Source organism: Phenylobacterium sp. (assembly GCF_037189685.1).
Lineage (GTDB): Bacteria > Pseudomonadota > Alphaproteobacteria > Caulobacterales > Caulobacteraceae > Phenylobacterium.
The window spans coordinates 246954-261945 of the sequence record NZ_JBBCIT010000007.1 but is presented as its reverse complement, the minus strand read 5'-3'; the positions used below and the strand labels follow the sequence as shown (position 1 = coordinate 261945).

Below are 14992 nucleotides of genomic sequence, written 5' to 3'. Positions count from 1 at the left end.
GGAGGCCGCCATGGCGATCCTGATCAAGAATCCCGAGGTCGAGCGCAAGGCGCGCGAACTGGCCAGCCTGCGCGGCCTCAGCATCACGGCGGCCCTGGAGGGGGCGCTGGACAAGGCGCTGGCCGACGCGCAGCCGAAGCGGAAGCCGAACCTGGATGAGATGATCGCGGCGAACGAGAGGTTCCGGCAGGCCGCGGGCCTGGACAAACGTCCCTTGAACGTCACCAAGGCCGACTTCGACGCCCTTTGGGAAGATGGTGACGACGACAGATGATCGTCGTCGACACGTCGGCGCTGATTGCCATTGCGGCCAAGGAGGTCGACTGGCGCGCCCACCTCGCCGCCATCGAAGCGGCGGATCGCGCCGTGATCGGGCAGGTCAACTTCGTCGAAACGGGCACAGTGCTCGTCAGCCGTGGCTACATCGACCAGTCCGCCAGCCTGACCGACTGGCTGGACGCCTTTGCGGTCACGCCATACGACGCGCCGCACCTGGGGCCAGATGCCCTGAGCGCCTACCTTCGCTACGGCAAGGGGCGCCATCCGGCGCGCCTGAACCTGGGCGACTGCTTCGCCTACGCCCTCGCCAAGGCGCTCGACGCGCCGCTGCTCTACAAGGGCGACGACTTCGCTCGCACGGATGTCCGTTCGGCGCTTTGAGAAGCGGACCAAACGCGAGCGGCCTCTGCCAAGGTCGGAAGCGGGTGGCTAGCTGACTTTCGCGGCGGAGCCCGTCACACGCATGTAGGCTTGGGGGCTCTGACCCATCACAGTCCGAAAGGCGTAGGTGAAGGCGGACGGCGACCCATACCCAAGCTCCATTGCAGTCCGAGTTACGTCCATCCCGCCGCTCAACAACTCCACGGCCTTGAAGAGCCTGACCCGCCGCCGCCAGGATCGAAGGCCCATTCCAACTTCGGCTTCGAAGCGACGGGTCAATGTTCTGGGTGACATCCCAAGCGTTCGGCTCCACCTGTCGGCTGATCGATCGTCACTCGGATCGGCGTATAGCGCCTCGCAGAGCCGGCTAAGCGGCTCGCTGACGGGCCACGGGAGCGCAGTGGAGATCGGCTCTGCGCGCTCCAGTTGGTCGAAGATCAATCGCGTAACGCGGCTGCGATAGCCCCCAACCGCCGAGCCTTCGGGGAGGTCTGCGGCTTCCATGATCAATGCGCGTAACAGCGGCGAAACTCGGAATACGCTCGGATGACGGCTCAGCGCGTTTGCCGCGTCCAGCGCGACCCACAGACTGCGAAACTCAGCCCCGTGAAGCGACCCTACCTTGTGATTGGTGGCAGGCGGCAGCCATACGGCCTGCTCCGGGGAAATGACGAATGACCGGCGATCCGTGGCGACCGTCAGAACCCCTGAGATCGCATATACGACCTGGCCCCAGGCATGCGCGTGGTGAGGGAAGAAGCTCCGCGCCGGCAGGGTCTGCGCTCGAACCGTCAGCGGCGACGGGGGTGGCGCATCAGCGGGGGTTTCAAGCTCCAACCATGCCAACGGTGATTGGCTGATGTTCGACATCATCTGTCCTCTAGTCGAAATCAGGACATCGATCATTAGGCTAGGTTGAGGATCGCAGACACCCCCTCGCACCATAGGTCTCCATGAACACCGATCGTCACGGAATGCCGATATCGACCGACATCGATCATGCGGCCGACCGGTACCGCGAGGGGATGGCCCTGACCTTCGCAGCTTGGCCAGGTGGAGCCGAGGCTCTCGACGCCGCCATCGAAGCCGATCCTGAGTTTGCACTTCCCTGTGCAGCCCGCGCCCGGCACTACGCGATGGCGAGCGAGCCGGGCAAGGCTCGCGAGTTCATGGAAAAGGCCATCAGGCTGGTGGCTCAGCGCGGCGACGAACGCGAGCGGAGCCACGTGGACACTCTTGCGCTACTCATGGCCGGGCGCACCAAGGAAAGCCTTGCGAAGGCTCTGGCTCATGCGGAGCAGTGGCCGCGCGACGCCCTCATTCTGTCGCTGCCTCTAGGCGCGTTCGGTCTCTTCGCTTTCTCCGGCATGCGGGATCATGATCAGGCTCGCGTCGATCTCTGCGAAAAGCACGCCTCGCACTTCGGCGACGACGACTGGTGGTTCCTCACCGCCTATGGGTGGGCGCTCGCCGAAGACGGTTCGGTGTCTCGTGGACGGGCGATGCTGGAGAAGGCCTTCGAGCTTCGCCGGCAGAGCGCCAACACCGTTCACGCGCTGACACACGCAATGTTCGAGGGCGGCGCTGGTGGTGATGCCGAGAAGCTAATCACCGGATGGCTTCCGGACTATGACCGCAGCGGCATCCTCCACGGACACATCGCATGGCATGCCGCGCTGGTCGCTTTGGAGCGAGGCGATCCAAACGAGGCGTTCCAAACCTATCTCGACCACGTGCATCCCTCGGTGTCCCAGGGCATGCCGATCAACATCGTGAGCGACGCCGCCTCGCTGCTCTGGCGAATGGATGCCTACGGCCACGGCGCACCTGAAGGTCGCTGGCAAGAGATCGCGGAGTACGCCCGAACTGCGTTCCCAAGGCCCGGCCATGCGTTTGTCGACGCCCACATGGCGATGATCGAGGCCGCGACCGGGGCTCATGCCGACTTGAGCGAGCGGGTTGCGGTGCTGGAAACCATGGCGGCCAGTGGAGCGCTCGGGGCGGGAGATGTCGTCCCGGCAATCGGGCGCGCAAGCCTCGCCTTTGCCGAAGGCGACTACGCACGCTGCGTCAGCATTCTGGAGCCTTTCGCAGCCGACGTGGCGCGTATCGGCGGAAGCGGCGCACAGCGGGAGGTCATCGAAGACACGCTGCTCGTCGCGCTGATGCGTAGCGGCGAGGCCGCCAAGGCCAAGGCGCTGCTCGATGAGCGACTTCATCGGCGTCCATCACCTCGCGACGCCCGTTGGAAATCGCAACTCCCGCAGGCGGACTAAGGGGCTATCGATGTCCGAAGCCCGACGCCGCGAGCGCGGCAACATCGCTCGCTTGACCATCGCCCAGGCTCTTGCGGGGGCCAACTCCGTCGTCGTCTATGCGACCGGCGCCATCATCGGAAACACGCTCGCGCCAGACAAGGCGCTCGCCACATTGCCGATCTCGATCTTCGTGATCGGGATGGCCGCCTGCATCATGCCCACTGGCTGGGTCGCGCGGAAGCTCGGGCGGCGGGCAGCTTTTCTGGCGGGGTCGGCGTGCGGGGTTCTCACGGGACTGCTGGCGAGCGTCGCGGTCATCGTGGGCTCGTTCTGGCTCTTCTGCGCCGCGACCTTCTTCGGCGGGGCCTATGCCGCCGTGGTCCTTTCCTTCCGGTTCGCCGCGGCCGACTGCGTCGAGCCCGAAAGGCGGCCGCGAGCGCTGTCCATCGTGATGGCCGGAGGGGTCTTGGCCGGCGTCGTGGGTCCCCAACTCGTCACCGCCACGATGGACCTTTGGCCGCCCTACGCCTTCGCGGCCACATTCATCGCCCAGGCGGTGGTGGCGGTCCTTTCGGCGTTCGTTCTGTTGGGTGTTCAACTCCCGATGCCCACGCTCGCCGAGAGAGCCGGGGAAGGCCGGCCGGTCTCCAAGATCATGCGGCAGCCGCTATTCATTTCGGCCGTCCTCTGCGGGGCGGCCTCCTACATGCTGATGAACTTCCTGATGACTGCTGCGCCGCTGGCGATGCGCCTCTGCGGGCACTCTCAGGAGACCTCCAACCTTGGCCTCCAATGGCACGTCATCGCCATGTACGCCCCGAGCTTCGTCACGGGTCGGATCATCGAGCGTTTCGGTGCGCCCCGAGTTGTCGCGGTCGGGATGGCGCTCACCGGGCTTTCAGCGGCCATAGGCCTTGGCGGGATCGATGTGGCTCATTTCTGGCTCACATTGATCTTGCTAGGCATCGGATGGAACTTCGGCTTCGTCGGCGCGTCAGCCATGGTGCTCGACTGTCACCAGCCGGAGGAGAAGACCCGCGTTCAGGCGGCGAACGACTTTATCGTGTTCGGCACCATGGCGGTCGGCTCCTTTGCATCCGGGAGTATCCTGAACGCCTACGGCTGGAACGCCGTGCTGTGGGTCTCCTTCGCGCCGCTGGCGTTAGCGGCTGTCGCCCTATTGATTGGTTCGAGAGCGATCCGCGCTGTCGCCGTCAGCTGACCTCCAGAGGATCCGCGAAGGGTCGGACACCGACCCTCCACTCTAGGCACGAAGCGGACTCGATACGCCTACCCCACGAACCCCGCCGCCCGCTTCAGCCGGTCGTTGATGGCCTCCCCCAGGCCCTCGTGGGGGATCGGCGCGACGGCGATGCCCGACGGCGCCGTCCGGTCGGCCGCGCGGAGGTAGGCGAAGAGGTTGGCGGCGGCTTCGGCGAGGTCGCCCGAGGGGCTGAGGTTCCAGGGGCCGGCGCCGCCCGGGCCGAACGACAGCCAGGCCTCGCCGGGCCGCGGGCGCGCCGCGTCCAGCCGCACCGGCGCGTTGGGGGCGTAGTGACGGGCCAAGCGGCCCGGGGAGCGCCTGGCGTCGGCCTCGGCCTCGGCCAGCGGCCCGATCACGGCCTCGATCTCGGCGCGGGTCACCGCGCCCGGGCGCAGCAGCCGCGGCGCGTCCAGCAGGCCGACCACCGTGGATTCCAGGCCCACGGCGCAGGGGCCGCCGTCCAGCGCCGCCGCGGCGGCCGGGCCGGTCTCCTCACACGCATCGGCCAGGACCGTGGGACTGGGCCGGCCCGAGCGGTTGGCCGAGGGCGCCACCACCGGTCCGCCAAAGGCCGCGATCAGGGCGTGCGCCAGCGGGTGCGCCGGCGCGCGGACGGCCACCGTGTCCAGCCCCGCGCGGGCCAGGTCGCAGACGGCCAGCAGATCGGCGACGGGCAGCACCAGCGTCAGCGGCCCCGGCCAGAACCGCGCCGCCAGGGCCTCGGCGCGGGCGTCGAACCGGGCGACCCGCCGCGCCATGCCGACGTCCGCCACATGGGCGATCAGGGGGTTGAAGCTGGGCCGGCCCTTGGCCGCGTACACGGCCGCCACCGCATTCGGGTTCGCCGCGTCGGCCGCCAGGCCGTAGACGGTCTCGGTCGGCATCAGCACGAGCCCGCCGTCGCGCAGCGCGCGCGCGGCCGCCTCCACCCGATCTGTCGGCGCATCGTTCACGGGCGCGCCGTTACACCGGCGCAGCCGGACTGTCCCGCGCGAACTGCGCCCGCTTTGTCGCTCCGGCGACTTCCGAAGCGCCGCGCCACCCACTAGAAGCGGCCCAGCACGCCCGGAGAGAAGAGCCCGCCATGACGTTCCGCGCCCCCGTCCGAGACTTGGCCTTCGCCCTCTCCACCGTGGGCCATCCTGACCTGCTGGCGCGCCACTATCCGGACCTCGACGGCGACACCGTCCAGGCTGTCCTCGACGCCGCCGCCGCCTTCGCCGACAACGAGCTGGCGCCGCTGAACCGCCAGGGCGACCTCGTGGGCGCGCGCTACGAGAACGGGACGGTCACCGCCGCCCCCGGCTTCGCCGACGCCTACCGGCGCTTCGTCGAGCAGGGCTGGAACTCGCTCTCGGCCGATCCCGCGCACGGGGGCCAGGGCCTCTCGAAGGCCATGGAGCTGGCCGTCTTCGAGATGGTCCACGCCGCCAACATGGCCTTCGGCCTCTGCCCGATGCTGACCCAGGGCGCCATCGAGGCCCTGACCCTGCACGGGACCCCGCGGCAGAAGGAGCTGGTGCTGCCGAAGCTGGTGTCCGGCGAATGGACCGGCGCCATGTGCCTCACCGAACCTCAGGCCGGCTCCGACCTCGCGGCGCTCACGTCCGTCGCCCGGCCCGACGGCCAGGGGGGCTACCGGATCTCGGGCCAGAAGATCTTCATCACCTGGGGCGACCACGACGCCGCCGACAACATCTGTCACCTGATCATCGCCCGCACCCCCGACGCGCCGCCCGGGATCAAGGGGATCAGCCTGTTCCTGGCCAACAAGTTCCAGGTGAAGGACGACGGCTCTCTGGGGCCGCGCAACAGCTTCCGGCCCGCCTCCATCGAGCACAAGCTGGGCATCCACGGCTCACCCACCTGCGTCATGCTCTACGAGGACGCCGAGGCCGAACTGGTCGGCGAACTGGGCCAGGGCCTGGCCCACATGTTCGTGATGATGAACGCCGCCCGCCTCCAGGTGGGCGTCCAGGGCGTCGCAATCGCCGAGCGGGCCTTCCAGCAGGCGCTGGCCTTCAGCCAGGAGCGCCGGCAGGGCCGCACCGCCCTGCCCGGCGACGGCGCGATCTACGGCCACCCCGACGTCCGCCGCACCCTGATGCTGATGAAGGCCCGGATCGAGGCGGCGCGCGGGATCTGCCTGACCACCGGCGTCCTGTCCGACGTGGCGCGGCTGGCGGACGACCCGGCCGAGCGGGCGGCGGCGAAGGCCCGGCAGGAGCTGCTGACGCCGATCGCCAAGGCCTGGTCCACGGACGTCGGCGTCGACGTGGCGTCGGCCGGCGTCCAGATCCACGGCGGCATGGGGTTCATCGAGGAGACCGGCGCGGCCCAGCACTATCGCGACGCCCGCATCGCCCCGATCTACGAGGGCACCAACGGCATCCAGGCGCTCGACCTGATCGGCCGCAAGGTGCGCGCGAACGGCGGCGAGGCGATGAAGGCCCTCTGCGCCGACATGGCCGCCACGGCCGACCGGCTCTCGGCCACCGCCGGGCTGGAAGGCGTGGGCGTCCGCCTGGGCGCCGGGGTCGCGGCGCTGGAACGCGCCACCCGTTGGCTGCTGGACGCCGACAACATCGCCGCCCAGGCGGCGGCGACACCGTATCTCAAGCTGGCCGGCGACGTGACCGGCGGCTGGATCCTGGGCCGTCAGGCCCTGGCCGCCGCGGGGTCGGAGGACCAGCCCTGGCTCGCGGCGAAGGGCGCCCTGGCCCGCCTCTGGGCCAGCCAGGTGCTGACCCAGGCCCCGGGCCTCGCCGACGGCCTCGCCGACGGCGCGCTCGACCTCGAACCCACCCAGGCGACCGCGCTGGCCGGTTGACAAGAGGCCGACGACCGGGCGGCCGACGTCACGACGCGCGCCCTGCGACCGGCGGGAACGCCGCCTGACGCCTACGCCGCTAGGGCCGGAAGGTCGTGGAGCGCGGGATCGAGGCCTCGGCCCATCAGGTCGATGAAGTTGTCGCGGTAGAACATCCGCTTGCGCGCCTCGCTGACGCCTTCGAGGCTCTCGTTGAAGCGCTTCAGCGGGTTGCGGCCGCCTTCGACGTGCGGGAAATCGGAGCTGAACAGCACCATCTCGTCGCCCGAATTGGCCATGATCCAGGCCACGTCCTCGTGCGGATAGGGCGTCACGCGAAGCTGCCGGCGCAGGATCTCCGACGGCCGGGCCGAGAGCCGTTGCAACCGCTCCTCCTTGCCGAACGCGGCGCAACCGGAATCCAGGAACTTCATCAGGCTGGGCAACCACGAGGCGCCCAGCTCGATGGCCCCGAACTTCAGCCGGGGGAACCGGTCGAAGACGCCATCGATCACCATCACCGACAGCGTCTGCCAGATGCTGAGCGGGATCGCCATGAAGGTGACCGAGGTGAAGTTCTCGTCGCCGCCGTGGAAATCCCTGACCTGGGGCAGGCCGTTCTCGGTGTAGGCGCGCGCCATCTTCTCCTCGCCGCCCACGTGGAACAGGATCGGGATGCCGGCCTCCTCGGCCACCGCCCACAGCGGGTCCAGCTCGACGTGGCTGGGCGAGAAGCCCGGCGGGTGGCGCGAGGGCACGACCAGCCCCTTGGCGCCCAGGGCGATGGCCTCGCGCGCGATCGCGGGCGCCCGCGCCCGGTCCACCAGCGGGACATAGCCCGTGGCCAGCAGCCGGCGGTCCACCGAGCAGAACTCGGCCATCATCCGGTTGTGGGCGCGCGCCGCCTCGACCGCGAGGTCGATCTCGCCCGCCTGCTCCAGGCCCCAGTTCGACAGGCAGGCGGTGGTGAAGACCAGCTGACTGGCGAAACCCAGGTGATCCAGCGTCGCCGGGCGGTCGTCGGCCCGGAAGGCGCCCAGGGCCTCATAGTTCTTGCGCAGCAGGATGTTGGCCTCGGCCCCAGCGCGGAACTCGGGGTCCTCGTGCCGGTCGGCGGCCTTGGCGAACCATTCCGGCAGCACGTCCTTCTTCCCCGTCTTGGCGATGAAGTCGTCGCGGACCCTGGGGTCCAGGTAGCGGTGGATCGTGCCCGGCAGCTCCATGATGTGGCTGTCGGCGTCGTGGACCGTCTGGCCTTCGACATACGCCATGGCGCATCCTCCCCGGATGAGTGTTCTCGTTGGCCGGCATTCCGAACCTTCAAATTCCGGGCGTCAAGGATTCTGGGCGCGGCATCCGACGGAGGTCGCCCGCGACCTGATCGGGTGGGAGGTCTACGTGGGCGGCGTGGGCGGCCGCATCGTGGAGACCGAGGCCTATCACCAGGAAGACCCCGCCTCGCACAGCTATCCCGGCCCGACCCCGCGCAACGCGGTGATGTTCGGGCCCGCCGCGCACCTCTACGTCTACCGATCGTACGGCGTCCACTGGTGCATGAACTTCGTCTCCGGCGCACCGGGCGAAGGCTCGGCGGTGCTGATCCGCGCCATCGAGCCCCGGCATGGCCTGGACGTCATGCGGGCGCGCCGGGAACGGGACGATCCCCGCGCCCTCTGCTCGGGTCCCGGAAAACTATGCCAGGCGCTGGCGATCACCCGAGAGCACGACGGCCTGCGGCTGGATGCGCCGCCGTTCGAACTCCGAGAGGGATCCGCGGGCGCCGTGGTCTCCGGCCCAAGGATCGGAATCACCAAGGCGGCCGAGAAGCCCTGGCGGTTCGGAGAGGCCGGCTCGCCATTCCTGAGCCGGCCTTTTCCCCGCGCGGGCCGGCGCGGCTAGTGTCCCGATTCCGAGTTCGCAAGCGCTTGTGGCGAGCCCGCGTGCTTTCTGGATCTGGAGTTCGCTCCGCGCCCGATCCGACAATCAGGCGAACTTCAGATCCAGCACACTAGAGCTGCGCCAGCATGTAGTCGGCGGCCGAGACCTTGAACTCGCCCGGCGCCTCGACGTTGAGCTCCTTCACGATCCCGTCCTTGACGATCATCGAGTAGCGCTGCGAGCGCTTGCCCATGCCGAACCGGCTGCCGTCCATGCCCAGGCCGAGGGCTTCGGTGAAGTCGCCGTTGCCGTCGGCCAGCATGACGATGTCCTCCCCCACGGCCTGGTCCTCGCCCCAGGCCTTCATGACGAAGGCGTCGTTCACCGACAGGCACGCGATCGCGTCGACGCCCTTGCCCTTCAGGTCGGGCGCGTGCTGCTTGAAGCCCGGCAGGTGCTTGGCCGAGCAGGTGGGCGTGAAGGCGCCCGGCACGGCGAACAGGGCCACGGTCCGGCCCTTGAAGAACTCATCGGTCTGGACCGGCTTCGGCCCTTCGGCGGTGGCCTGGGTGAGGGTCGCGCTGGGCAGCTTGTCGCCAACCTTGATGGTCATCGAAGGGTCTCCTCGCTGGTATGTCTTGCCTGTCCGGGGCGGCACATAAACGCGAAAAGCCGGGATGGGTAACCTCAATTCCGGGGTTTCCGCGCGCGCGCCCTTGAAGTCGCCACGATCCCGCTGAATCTCTGCCTTATGGACAGCGCGTTCCTGACGGGCCAGCTCCTCATCGCCATGCCGGGGATCGGCGATTCCCGGTTCGAGCGCTCGGTGATTCTCATCTGCGCCCATGACGTCCGGCACGCCATGGGCGTCGCCGTGAACCGGCCCGTGGAAGGGCTCACGGTGCCCGACCTGCTGGAGCGCCTGGAGATCGAATCCGCCGGTCCGGTCGCCCCCGACTTCGTCCTGTTCGGCGGCCCGGTCGAGGTGGAGCGCGGCTTCGTTGTGCATACCGACGACTATCGTGCCGAGCACAGCCTGGGCGTGGACGGGGGACTGGCGCTCACCACCACCCGGGAAGTGCTGGAGGTCATGGGCGCCCCGGGCCGCCAACCCCGCAAGGCCCTGCTCGCCCTGGGCTACGCCGGCTGGGGCGCCGGCCAGCTCGAGCGCGAGATCCGCGAGCACGTCTGGCTCACCGTGGAAGCCGACGAGGCCCTGGTCTTCGACGACGACTACGACACCAAATGGGCGCGGGCCCTGGCCAAGCTGGGCGTCGATCCCACCTTCCTCAACGCCGAAGCCGGCGGCAGGGCCTGACCTCCCGAGCCTCCGCGCGAGTGGAGGCTCCGTCATGGAGAACCACAGAAGACACGGAAGGCGCGGAAATCGCAGCTTCGTCTTCCGTGTTTTCCGTGTCCTTCCGTGGTTCCTTCAAATTCGAGAGGCGCCGCTTCGCGGCCTGGCGAGGTCAGCCGCGGGCCTTCACGGGCGCGGCGCCGTCGACGTAGCTCTCGTTGAGGTAGACCTCGGCTTCCTGGGCCGAGAGGGCCGGCGCATAGCCGAAGCCCTGGCCGTAGTCGCAGCCCAGCGACAGCAGGTGCCGCGCCATGCCGGCGTTCTCCACGCCCTCGGCCACCACCTCCATCGCCAGGTCCTGGCCCAGCTTCACCACCGACGAGACGATCTTCGCCGAGCCTTCGTTGGTCGCCATCGTACGCACGAAGTAGCGGTCGACCTTCAGCGTGTCGAAGGGCAGCCGCGTCAGGTAGCTGAGCGACGAGAACCCGGTGCCGAAGTCGTCCAGCGCCAGGGCGGCGCCGGCGGCCCGCAACTCGCCCAGGACGACCGCCGCCCGGTCGGGGTCACGCATCACGTCGCTCTCCGTCACCTCCAGCTTCAGCGCGCCGGCGGGCAGGCCGGTCTCGGCGCGGATCGCCTTCACGTCGGAGACCAGGTCCGGACGGTCGATCTCGCCGGTGGAGAGGTTGACGGCCACGGTCAGCTCGCCCGCGGCCCGATGGCGCTGGCGCCACGCCGCGAGCTGCCGGGCGGCCTCGCGCATCATCATGGCGCCCAGCTCGGGCATTAGGCCCATCTCGTCGCAGAGCGGCAGGAACTGCTCGGGCATGAGCAGGCCGCGGCGCGGGTGGCGCCAGCGGACCAGGGCCTCGAAGCCCGACAGCGCGCCGGTCGAGAGCCGCACGATCGGCTGGTAGAAGGGCGTCATCTCGCCCCGACGCAGGGCGCCCTTGAGGTCGGCCTCCAGGGCCAGGCGCGACAGGCCGTCGGTCTCCAGGCTGCGGCCATAGGCCGCCGCGCCGCCGCGGCCGTTGCTCTTGGCCGCCTCGACCGCCAGCTCGGCCCGGCGCAGCAGCTCGGCCGCCTCGGGCGCGTCCTCTCCCCCGTGCGCCTCGACGGCGCCGATGGACAGGGTGGGGTGGATGTCGAAGCCGGCCACGCGCAGCGGCTGCTCCAGCGCCCGGCGCAGGGCCTCCGGGCCGGGCGAGCCTTCGGCCGGCGCCAGGGCGGCGAACTCGTCCTCGCCGATCCGCGCCAGCAGGGCGCCCGGCGGATAGGCCGCGGCCAGCCGCGAACCCAGGGCCGCCAGCACGAGGTCGGCGCGCTCGTGGCCCAGCGCCTCGTTCAGCCGGCGCAGGCGGTCCAGGTCGGCGACGATCAGCTCGTGGCGTCCAGGCGTCTGCAACCGCTCACGCGCCAGGTTGATGAAGCTCTTGCGGTCGGCGAGGCCCGTCAGATGGTCCAGGCCGGGCGCCGCGAAACGCACCTCGGCGGCCACGACACCCGCGGCGCGCACGCCCTCCTCCAGCCACACGCCGCGCCAGACACAGGGCACGCCGCCGCGCAGGCGCAGGCGCGCGGCCACTTCCCCTCCGGGCTCCTGGACACGCAGGACATCTTCGGCCAGGGCGCGGTCCTGCGGCAGGGCGAGCGCACGGAGCGCCGCCGACGAACAGTCGGGCGCCAGCGGCCCAAGCCCGAGGGCGCGGGTGGCGCCGGTGAGGCGCAGACGGTCCTTCTCCGGCTCCCAGACCCAGAGCGCGACTTCCGCCGCCCCCAGGGCCTCGAGCGTGGCCGTGGCGTCCCACATCCAGCGATCGTTCGCCATGACGTCCTGAAAACTGAGCCTGTGCCGCAGGCGTCGATGGAACTAGACCGACACCCCTTCGTCCGGCCCCTCGCGCCCCACGTGAGGGGTCAAGCGTCCGAACAGCACATGGTCTCGCCAGGCGCCGTTAATTTTAAGATAAGCTGGCGCAAATCCCTCCTCCCGGAAGCCGGCCTTGGCCAGCAGGCTGCGCGACGGCGCGTTCTCGGGAATGCAGGCGGCTTCCAGCCTGTGGAGCGACAGCGGGCCAAAGGCGAAGTCGCATAGCGCCCGCACCCCCGCCAGGGTCTGGCCCTGCCGTGCGTAGGGCTTGCCGCACCAGTAGCCAACCGAGCCCATCTGCGCGACGCCACGCCGCACGTTCGACAGGGTGATGCCGCCGGTCAGGGCGTCGTCCGAGGCGCGGAAGACGAAGAACGGATAGGCCGCGCCCGCCTCCCGGTCGCGCGCATAGGCCAGGAGTCGGCGCCGGAACGCCGCCCGGCTAAGGTCGTCCGCCGGCCAGATCGGCTCCCAGGGCTGGAGGAACGCGCGGCTGGCCTCGCGCAGGTCGCGCCATTCGGCGTAATCCGACGCCCGCGGCGGCCGCAGCCACACGCCCTCGCCTTCCAAACGAAGGCCGCTCTCCGGCGCGATCCAGTCCAGCAGGGCCATGCGCGGAAACGTCGCGCAATCGCGGCCGCGGTCAAGGACGTTGGCGACACTTTGATAGACTAGTTTACATCATAGACTATTTCATGTACCGGCGATCGGCGACGATCGAACCCAAGCCTGTCGCGCCTCACTTGCCGGACGGGGCCCGCGCCGCATCCGGCCTCCTTGCCCGGAGACACCCCATGTCGGACGAATCGGCCAGGTCGGACGGATCAGATCGGCTTCACGCCCTGGACGCGGTCCGGGGCTTCGCCCTGGTGCTCGGCGTCTTCTTCCACGCGACGATGTCGTTCCTGCCCGGCGAGACGCCGATGTGGCTGATCTCGGACACCCAGCGCAGCACGACCCTGGCCGTGACCTTCTACGTGCTGCACGTCTTCCGCATGACGGCCTTCTTCGTCATCGCCGGCTTCTTCGCCCGGATGATGTATCACCGGCGCGGCCTGGCCGGCTTCGCCCGAGACCGCGGCAAGCGGATCGGCATTCCCCTGGTCGCCGGCTGGCCGTTCGTCTTCGGCGCCATCGTCGCGGCCACCATCGCCGGCACGCTGATCCAGTACGGTGGCCCGCCCCCGTTCACGCCCCCGCCGCCGCCGGAGCCGCCGTTCGCGGCCTTCCCGCTGACGCACCTGTGGTTCCTGTACGTCCTGATCCTGTTCTATGCGAGCGGCCTGGCGGTCCGGGCGCTGGTCGCCCGCCTGGACGCCACCGGGCAGCTGCGCGGACTTCTGGACGGCGTCCTCGGCCGGCTCGTGACCTTCGGGCTCGCACCTCTGGTCCTGGCGGCTCCGCTGGCGCTCGCCCTGAACGCCCACGGTGGCTGGATGATGTGGATGGGCATCCCCACGCCCGACAACTCGCTGGTCCCCAACCTGCCGGCCTTCGTGGGCTTCGGCGTGGCCTTCACGTTCGGCTGGCTGCTGCAGCGGCAGATGGGCCTGCTGGCGCGCCTGCGGGGCCAGTGGCCCCTCCACCTCGCCGTCGCCCTGGCCGCGACCGCCGCGGCGCTCTGGCAGGCGGGGCTCATGCCGACCGGCGCCACCGACCTGCCGGGCGTGGACCGGCCGGTCTACGCCGCCAGCTACGCCCTCGCCTCGTGGGCCTGGACCTTCGCCCTGATCGGCCTGGCGCTGCGGTTCCTCGACGGCTTCAGCGCCTGGCGGCGCTACCTCGCCGACGCCTCCTACTGGATCTACATCGTCCACCTGCCGCTGCTGATCCTGCTGCAGGGCGTGGTGGCGGCCCATCCCTGGCCGTGGGCGGTGAAGTACGTCCTGATCCTGGTCGTCGCCTTCGCGATCATGCTGGCCACCTACCAGACCCTGGTGCGGTACACTTGGCTCGGCGCGATTCTCAACGGACGTCGCGCCCCACGCCCGGGCGCGCGCCGGATGGCCCGGCAGGAGGCCTGACATGTCGGTGGGACATCCCACGCCCGAGGACGACCTGGCGTTCATCCGCCGCCTGACCTCGCCGGACCTCGGCGAGGCCTGGCGCCGCGGCTTCGGATTCATCTACGCCACATGGGGGCTGGCCTTCGCCGCACCCCTGCTGTTCGAATGGGCGCGGGTGGCCGGCTACCTGCCGCTTCCGGCCGCCTTCTGGCTCTACGCCACGGCGACCGCGACCCTCCTGCTCATCACCTTCACCGTATGGACAGCACGGCGATCCAGACCCACGGTCGGGCACCAGCCCCGTGCCCTGAACGCGATCTTCGCCGGCGTGGGCTGGGCGAACGTGGCCGTGCTGGCGGCGCTGATCGCCGTGTCGGTCAAGCTTCAGGACACCCGCCTGCTGATGCTGCACGCCGTCGTCGTCTTCGCGTTCCAAGGCTCGGCCTGGTACGCTGTCTGGGCGCTTCAGAAGCGGTTGTGGACCGGCTTGGTCGCGGCGGGCTGGTTCGTCATGGCGGTCGCCCTCGGACTGACCGTGGACCAGCCGGCGAGCTTCATCCTGATCGCCGCCCTCGGCCTGTTGCTGCTCATGACGCTTCCCGGCCTGCTGATGATGCGCCGGCCGCGCGCCTGATGTCGGCCCGCTTCGACATCGGCCGCATCGACGATGTCATCCACGGCCGGCTGCGGCTGGGCGTCATGGCCTACCTGGCCAACGCCGAGGTGGCCGACTTCAACGAGCTGAAGTCCGTGCTGGAGGTGACCCAGGGCAACCTCTCGGTCCAGCTCCGCAAGCTGGAGGAAGCCGGCTACGTCGCCATCGAGAAAGGCTTCCTGGGCCGCAGACCCCGCACCCGGGTCCGGATCACCGCCGCCGGCCGCACGGCCTTCGCCGCCTACCTGGACGCCCTCGGCCAGCTTATCGGCCCACCGCCGCCGGCGTAGGC

At 69.8% G+C, this 14992-nt stretch carries 16 protein-coding genes; 10 read left to right on the top strand and 6 right to left on the bottom strand.

The genetic code is table 11. The features are described 5' to 3' along the window. Positions 1-10: 10 nt before the first annotated feature. Both WG212_RS04850 and WG212_RS04845 read left to right on the top strand, forming a co-directional pair. Positions 11-274 (top strand): type II toxin-antitoxin system VapB family antitoxin, encoded by a 264-nt coding sequence (locus WG212_RS04850; protein ID WP_337185935.1) that lies wholly within the window; start codon positions 11-13, stop codon positions 272-274. Beyond that, positions 271-660: a type II toxin-antitoxin system VapC family toxin gene (locus tag WG212_RS04845; RefSeq protein ID WP_337185934.1), complete on the top strand. Its 390-nt coding sequence runs from the start codon at positions 271-273 to the stop codon at positions 658-660. Before WG212_RS04850 ends, WG212_RS04845 begins: the two co-directional genes overlap by 4 nt. Before the next feature lie 48 nt (positions 661-708). On the opposite strand, the gene WG212_RS04840 is transcribed toward WG212_RS04845, so the two are convergent. Then, positions 709-1533, bottom strand: coding sequence for a helix-turn-helix transcriptional regulator (locus tag WG212_RS04840; RefSeq protein WP_337185933.1), 825 nt, complete (start codon positions 1531-1533; stop codon positions 709-711). Positions 1534-1613: 80 nt separating this feature from the next. On the opposite strand from WG212_RS04840, the gene WG212_RS04835 reads away from it, so the two are divergent. Together WG212_RS04835 and WG212_RS04830 are read left to right on the top strand one after the other, a co-directional pair. Continuing rightward, on the top strand, positions 1614-2936 hold the full coding sequence (locus WG212_RS04835; RefSeq protein WP_337185932.1) for a tetratricopeptide repeat protein: 1323 nt from the start codon (positions 1614-1616) through the stop codon (positions 2934-2936). After that, entirely contained in the window at positions 2866-4140 is a 1275-nt protein-coding gene (locus tag WG212_RS04830; protein WP_337185931.1) for an MFS transporter, read from the top strand. The genes WG212_RS04835 and WG212_RS04830 overlap by 71 nt, the downstream gene beginning before the upstream one ends. Positions 4141-4208: 68 nt before the next feature. Here the strand turns inward: WG212_RS04830 and WG212_RS04825 are convergent, their stop codons facing one another. Continuing rightward, positions 4209-5135, bottom strand: a complete 927-nt coding sequence (locus WG212_RS04825) for an L-threonylcarbamoyladenylate synthase (RefSeq protein WP_337185930.1) — start codon at positions 5133-5135, stop codon at positions 4209-4211. Positions 5136-5266: 131 nt separating this feature from the next. Between WG212_RS04825 and WG212_RS04820 the strand changes: the two genes are divergently transcribed. Further along, entirely contained in the window at positions 5267-7012 is a 1746-nt protein-coding gene (locus WG212_RS04820; protein WP_337185929.1) for an acyl-CoA dehydrogenase, read from the top strand. 71 nt (positions 7013-7083) lie between these two features. Here the strand turns inward: WG212_RS04820 and WG212_RS04815 are convergent, their stop codons facing one another. Next, entirely contained in the window at positions 7084-8262 is a 1179-nt protein-coding gene (locus WG212_RS04815) for an amidohydrolase family protein (RefSeq protein WP_337185928.1), read from the bottom strand. Between the two features lie 16 nt (positions 8263-8278). On the opposite strand from WG212_RS04815, the gene WG212_RS04810 reads away from it, so the two are divergent. Further along, positions 8279-8890, top strand: a complete 612-nt coding sequence (locus tag WG212_RS04810; RefSeq protein WP_337185927.1) for a DNA-3-methyladenine glycosylase — start codon at positions 8279-8281, stop codon at positions 8888-8890. A gap of 109 nt (positions 8891-8999) precedes the next feature. Here WG212_RS04810 and WG212_RS04805 read toward each other — a convergent pair whose 3' ends face one another. Then, positions 9000-9482: a peroxiredoxin gene (locus tag WG212_RS04805; RefSeq protein WP_337185926.1), complete on the bottom strand. Its 483-nt coding sequence runs from the start codon at positions 9480-9482 to the stop codon at positions 9000-9002. Between the two features lie 138 nt (positions 9483-9620). Between WG212_RS04805 and WG212_RS04800 the strand changes: the two genes are divergently transcribed. After that, on the top strand, positions 9621-10187 hold the full coding sequence (locus WG212_RS04800; RefSeq protein ID WP_337185925.1) for a YqgE/AlgH family protein: 567 nt from the start codon (positions 9621-9623) through the stop codon (positions 10185-10187). 151 nt (positions 10188-10338) lie between these two features. Here WG212_RS04800 and WG212_RS04795 read toward each other — a convergent pair whose 3' ends face one another. Continuing rightward, the gene (locus tag WG212_RS04795; RefSeq protein ID WP_337185924.1) at positions 10339-11997 is read right to left on the bottom strand and encodes a bifunctional diguanylate cyclase/phosphodiesterase; all 1659 of its coding nucleotides are present in this window, start codon (positions 11995-11997) and stop codon (positions 10339-10341) included. Between the two features lie 42 nt (positions 11998-12039). After that, positions 12040-12651: a GNAT family protein gene (locus tag WG212_RS04790; RefSeq protein WP_337185923.1), complete on the bottom strand. Its 612-nt coding sequence runs from the start codon at positions 12649-12651 to the stop codon at positions 12040-12042. Positions 12652-12833: 182 nt separating this feature from the next. On the opposite strand from WG212_RS04790, the gene WG212_RS04785 reads away from it, so the two are divergent. From WG212_RS04785 to WG212_RS04775, 3 genes are read left to right on the top strand one after another with little or no spacing between them, the layout of a single operon-like run. Next, positions 12834-14063: an acyltransferase family protein gene (locus tag WG212_RS04785; RefSeq protein WP_337185922.1), complete on the top strand. Its 1230-nt coding sequence runs from the start codon at positions 12834-12836 to the stop codon at positions 14061-14063. A 1-nt stretch (position 14064) separates the two neighbouring features. Further along, a complete protein-coding gene (locus tag WG212_RS04780) occupies positions 14065-14679 on the top strand; it encodes a hypothetical protein (protein ID WP_337185921.1) in 615 nt (204 codons plus the stop codon). After that, a complete protein-coding gene (locus WG212_RS04775; RefSeq protein ID WP_337185920.1) occupies positions 14679-14990 on the top strand; it encodes a transcriptional regulator in 312 nt (103 codons plus the stop codon). The genes WG212_RS04780 and WG212_RS04775 overlap by 1 nt, the downstream gene beginning before the upstream one ends. Positions 14991-14992: the final 2 nt, after the last annotated feature.

Bases quoted from the DNA above. Each gene is read 5' to 3' on its own strand.
- WG212_RS04785 (WP_337185922.1), top strand. From the start codon at position 12,834: ATGTCGGACGAATCGGCCAGGTCGGACGGATCAGATCGGCTTCACGCC.
- WG212_RS04850 (WP_337185935.1), top strand. From the start codon at position 11: ATGGCGATCCTGATCAAGAATCCCGAGGTCGAGCGCAAGGCGCGCGAA.
- WG212_RS04775 (WP_337185920.1), top strand. From the start codon at position 14,679: ATGTCGGCCCGCTTCGACATCGGCCGCATCGACGATGTCATCCACGGC.
- WG212_RS04780 (WP_337185921.1), top strand. From the start codon at position 14,065: ATGTCGGTGGGACATCCCACGCCCGAGGACGACCTGGCGTTCATCCGC.
- WG212_RS04790 (WP_337185923.1), bottom strand. From the start codon at position 12,651: ATGGCCCTGCTGGACTGGATCGCGCCGGAGAGCGGCCTTCGTTTGGAA.
- WG212_RS04815 (WP_337185928.1), bottom strand. From the start codon at position 8,262: ATGGCGTATGTCGAAGGCCAGACGGTCCACGACGCCGACAGCCACATC.
- WG212_RS04820 (WP_337185929.1), top strand. From the start codon at position 5,267: ATGACGTTCCGCGCCCCCGTCCGAGACTTGGCCTTCGCCCTCTCCACC.
- WG212_RS04835 (WP_337185932.1), top strand. From the start codon at position 1,614: ATGAACACCGATCGTCACGGAATGCCGATATCGACCGACATCGATCAT.
- WG212_RS04845 (WP_337185934.1), top strand. From the start codon at position 271: ATGATCGTCGTCGACACGTCGGCGCTGATTGCCATTGCGGCCAAGGAG.
- WG212_RS04805 (WP_337185926.1), bottom strand. From the start codon at position 9,482: ATGACCATCAAGGTTGGCGACAAGCTGCCCAGCGCGACCCTCACCCAG.
- WG212_RS04810 (WP_337185927.1), top strand. From the start codon at position 8,279: ATGAGTGTTCTCGTTGGCCGGCATTCCGAACCTTCAAATTCCGGGCGT.
- WG212_RS04830 (WP_337185931.1), top strand. From the start codon at position 2,866: ATGAGCGACTTCATCGGCGTCCATCACCTCGCGACGCCCGTTGGAAAT.
- WG212_RS04800 (WP_337185925.1), top strand. From the start codon at position 9,621: ATGGACAGCGCGTTCCTGACGGGCCAGCTCCTCATCGCCATGCCGGGG.
- WG212_RS04840 (WP_337185933.1), bottom strand. From the start codon at position 1,533: ATGATGTCGAACATCAGCCAATCACCGTTGGCATGGTTGGAGCTTGAA.
- WG212_RS04795 (WP_337185924.1), bottom strand. From the start codon at position 11,997: ATGGCGAACGATCGCTGGATGTGGGACGCCACGGCCACGCTCGAGGCC.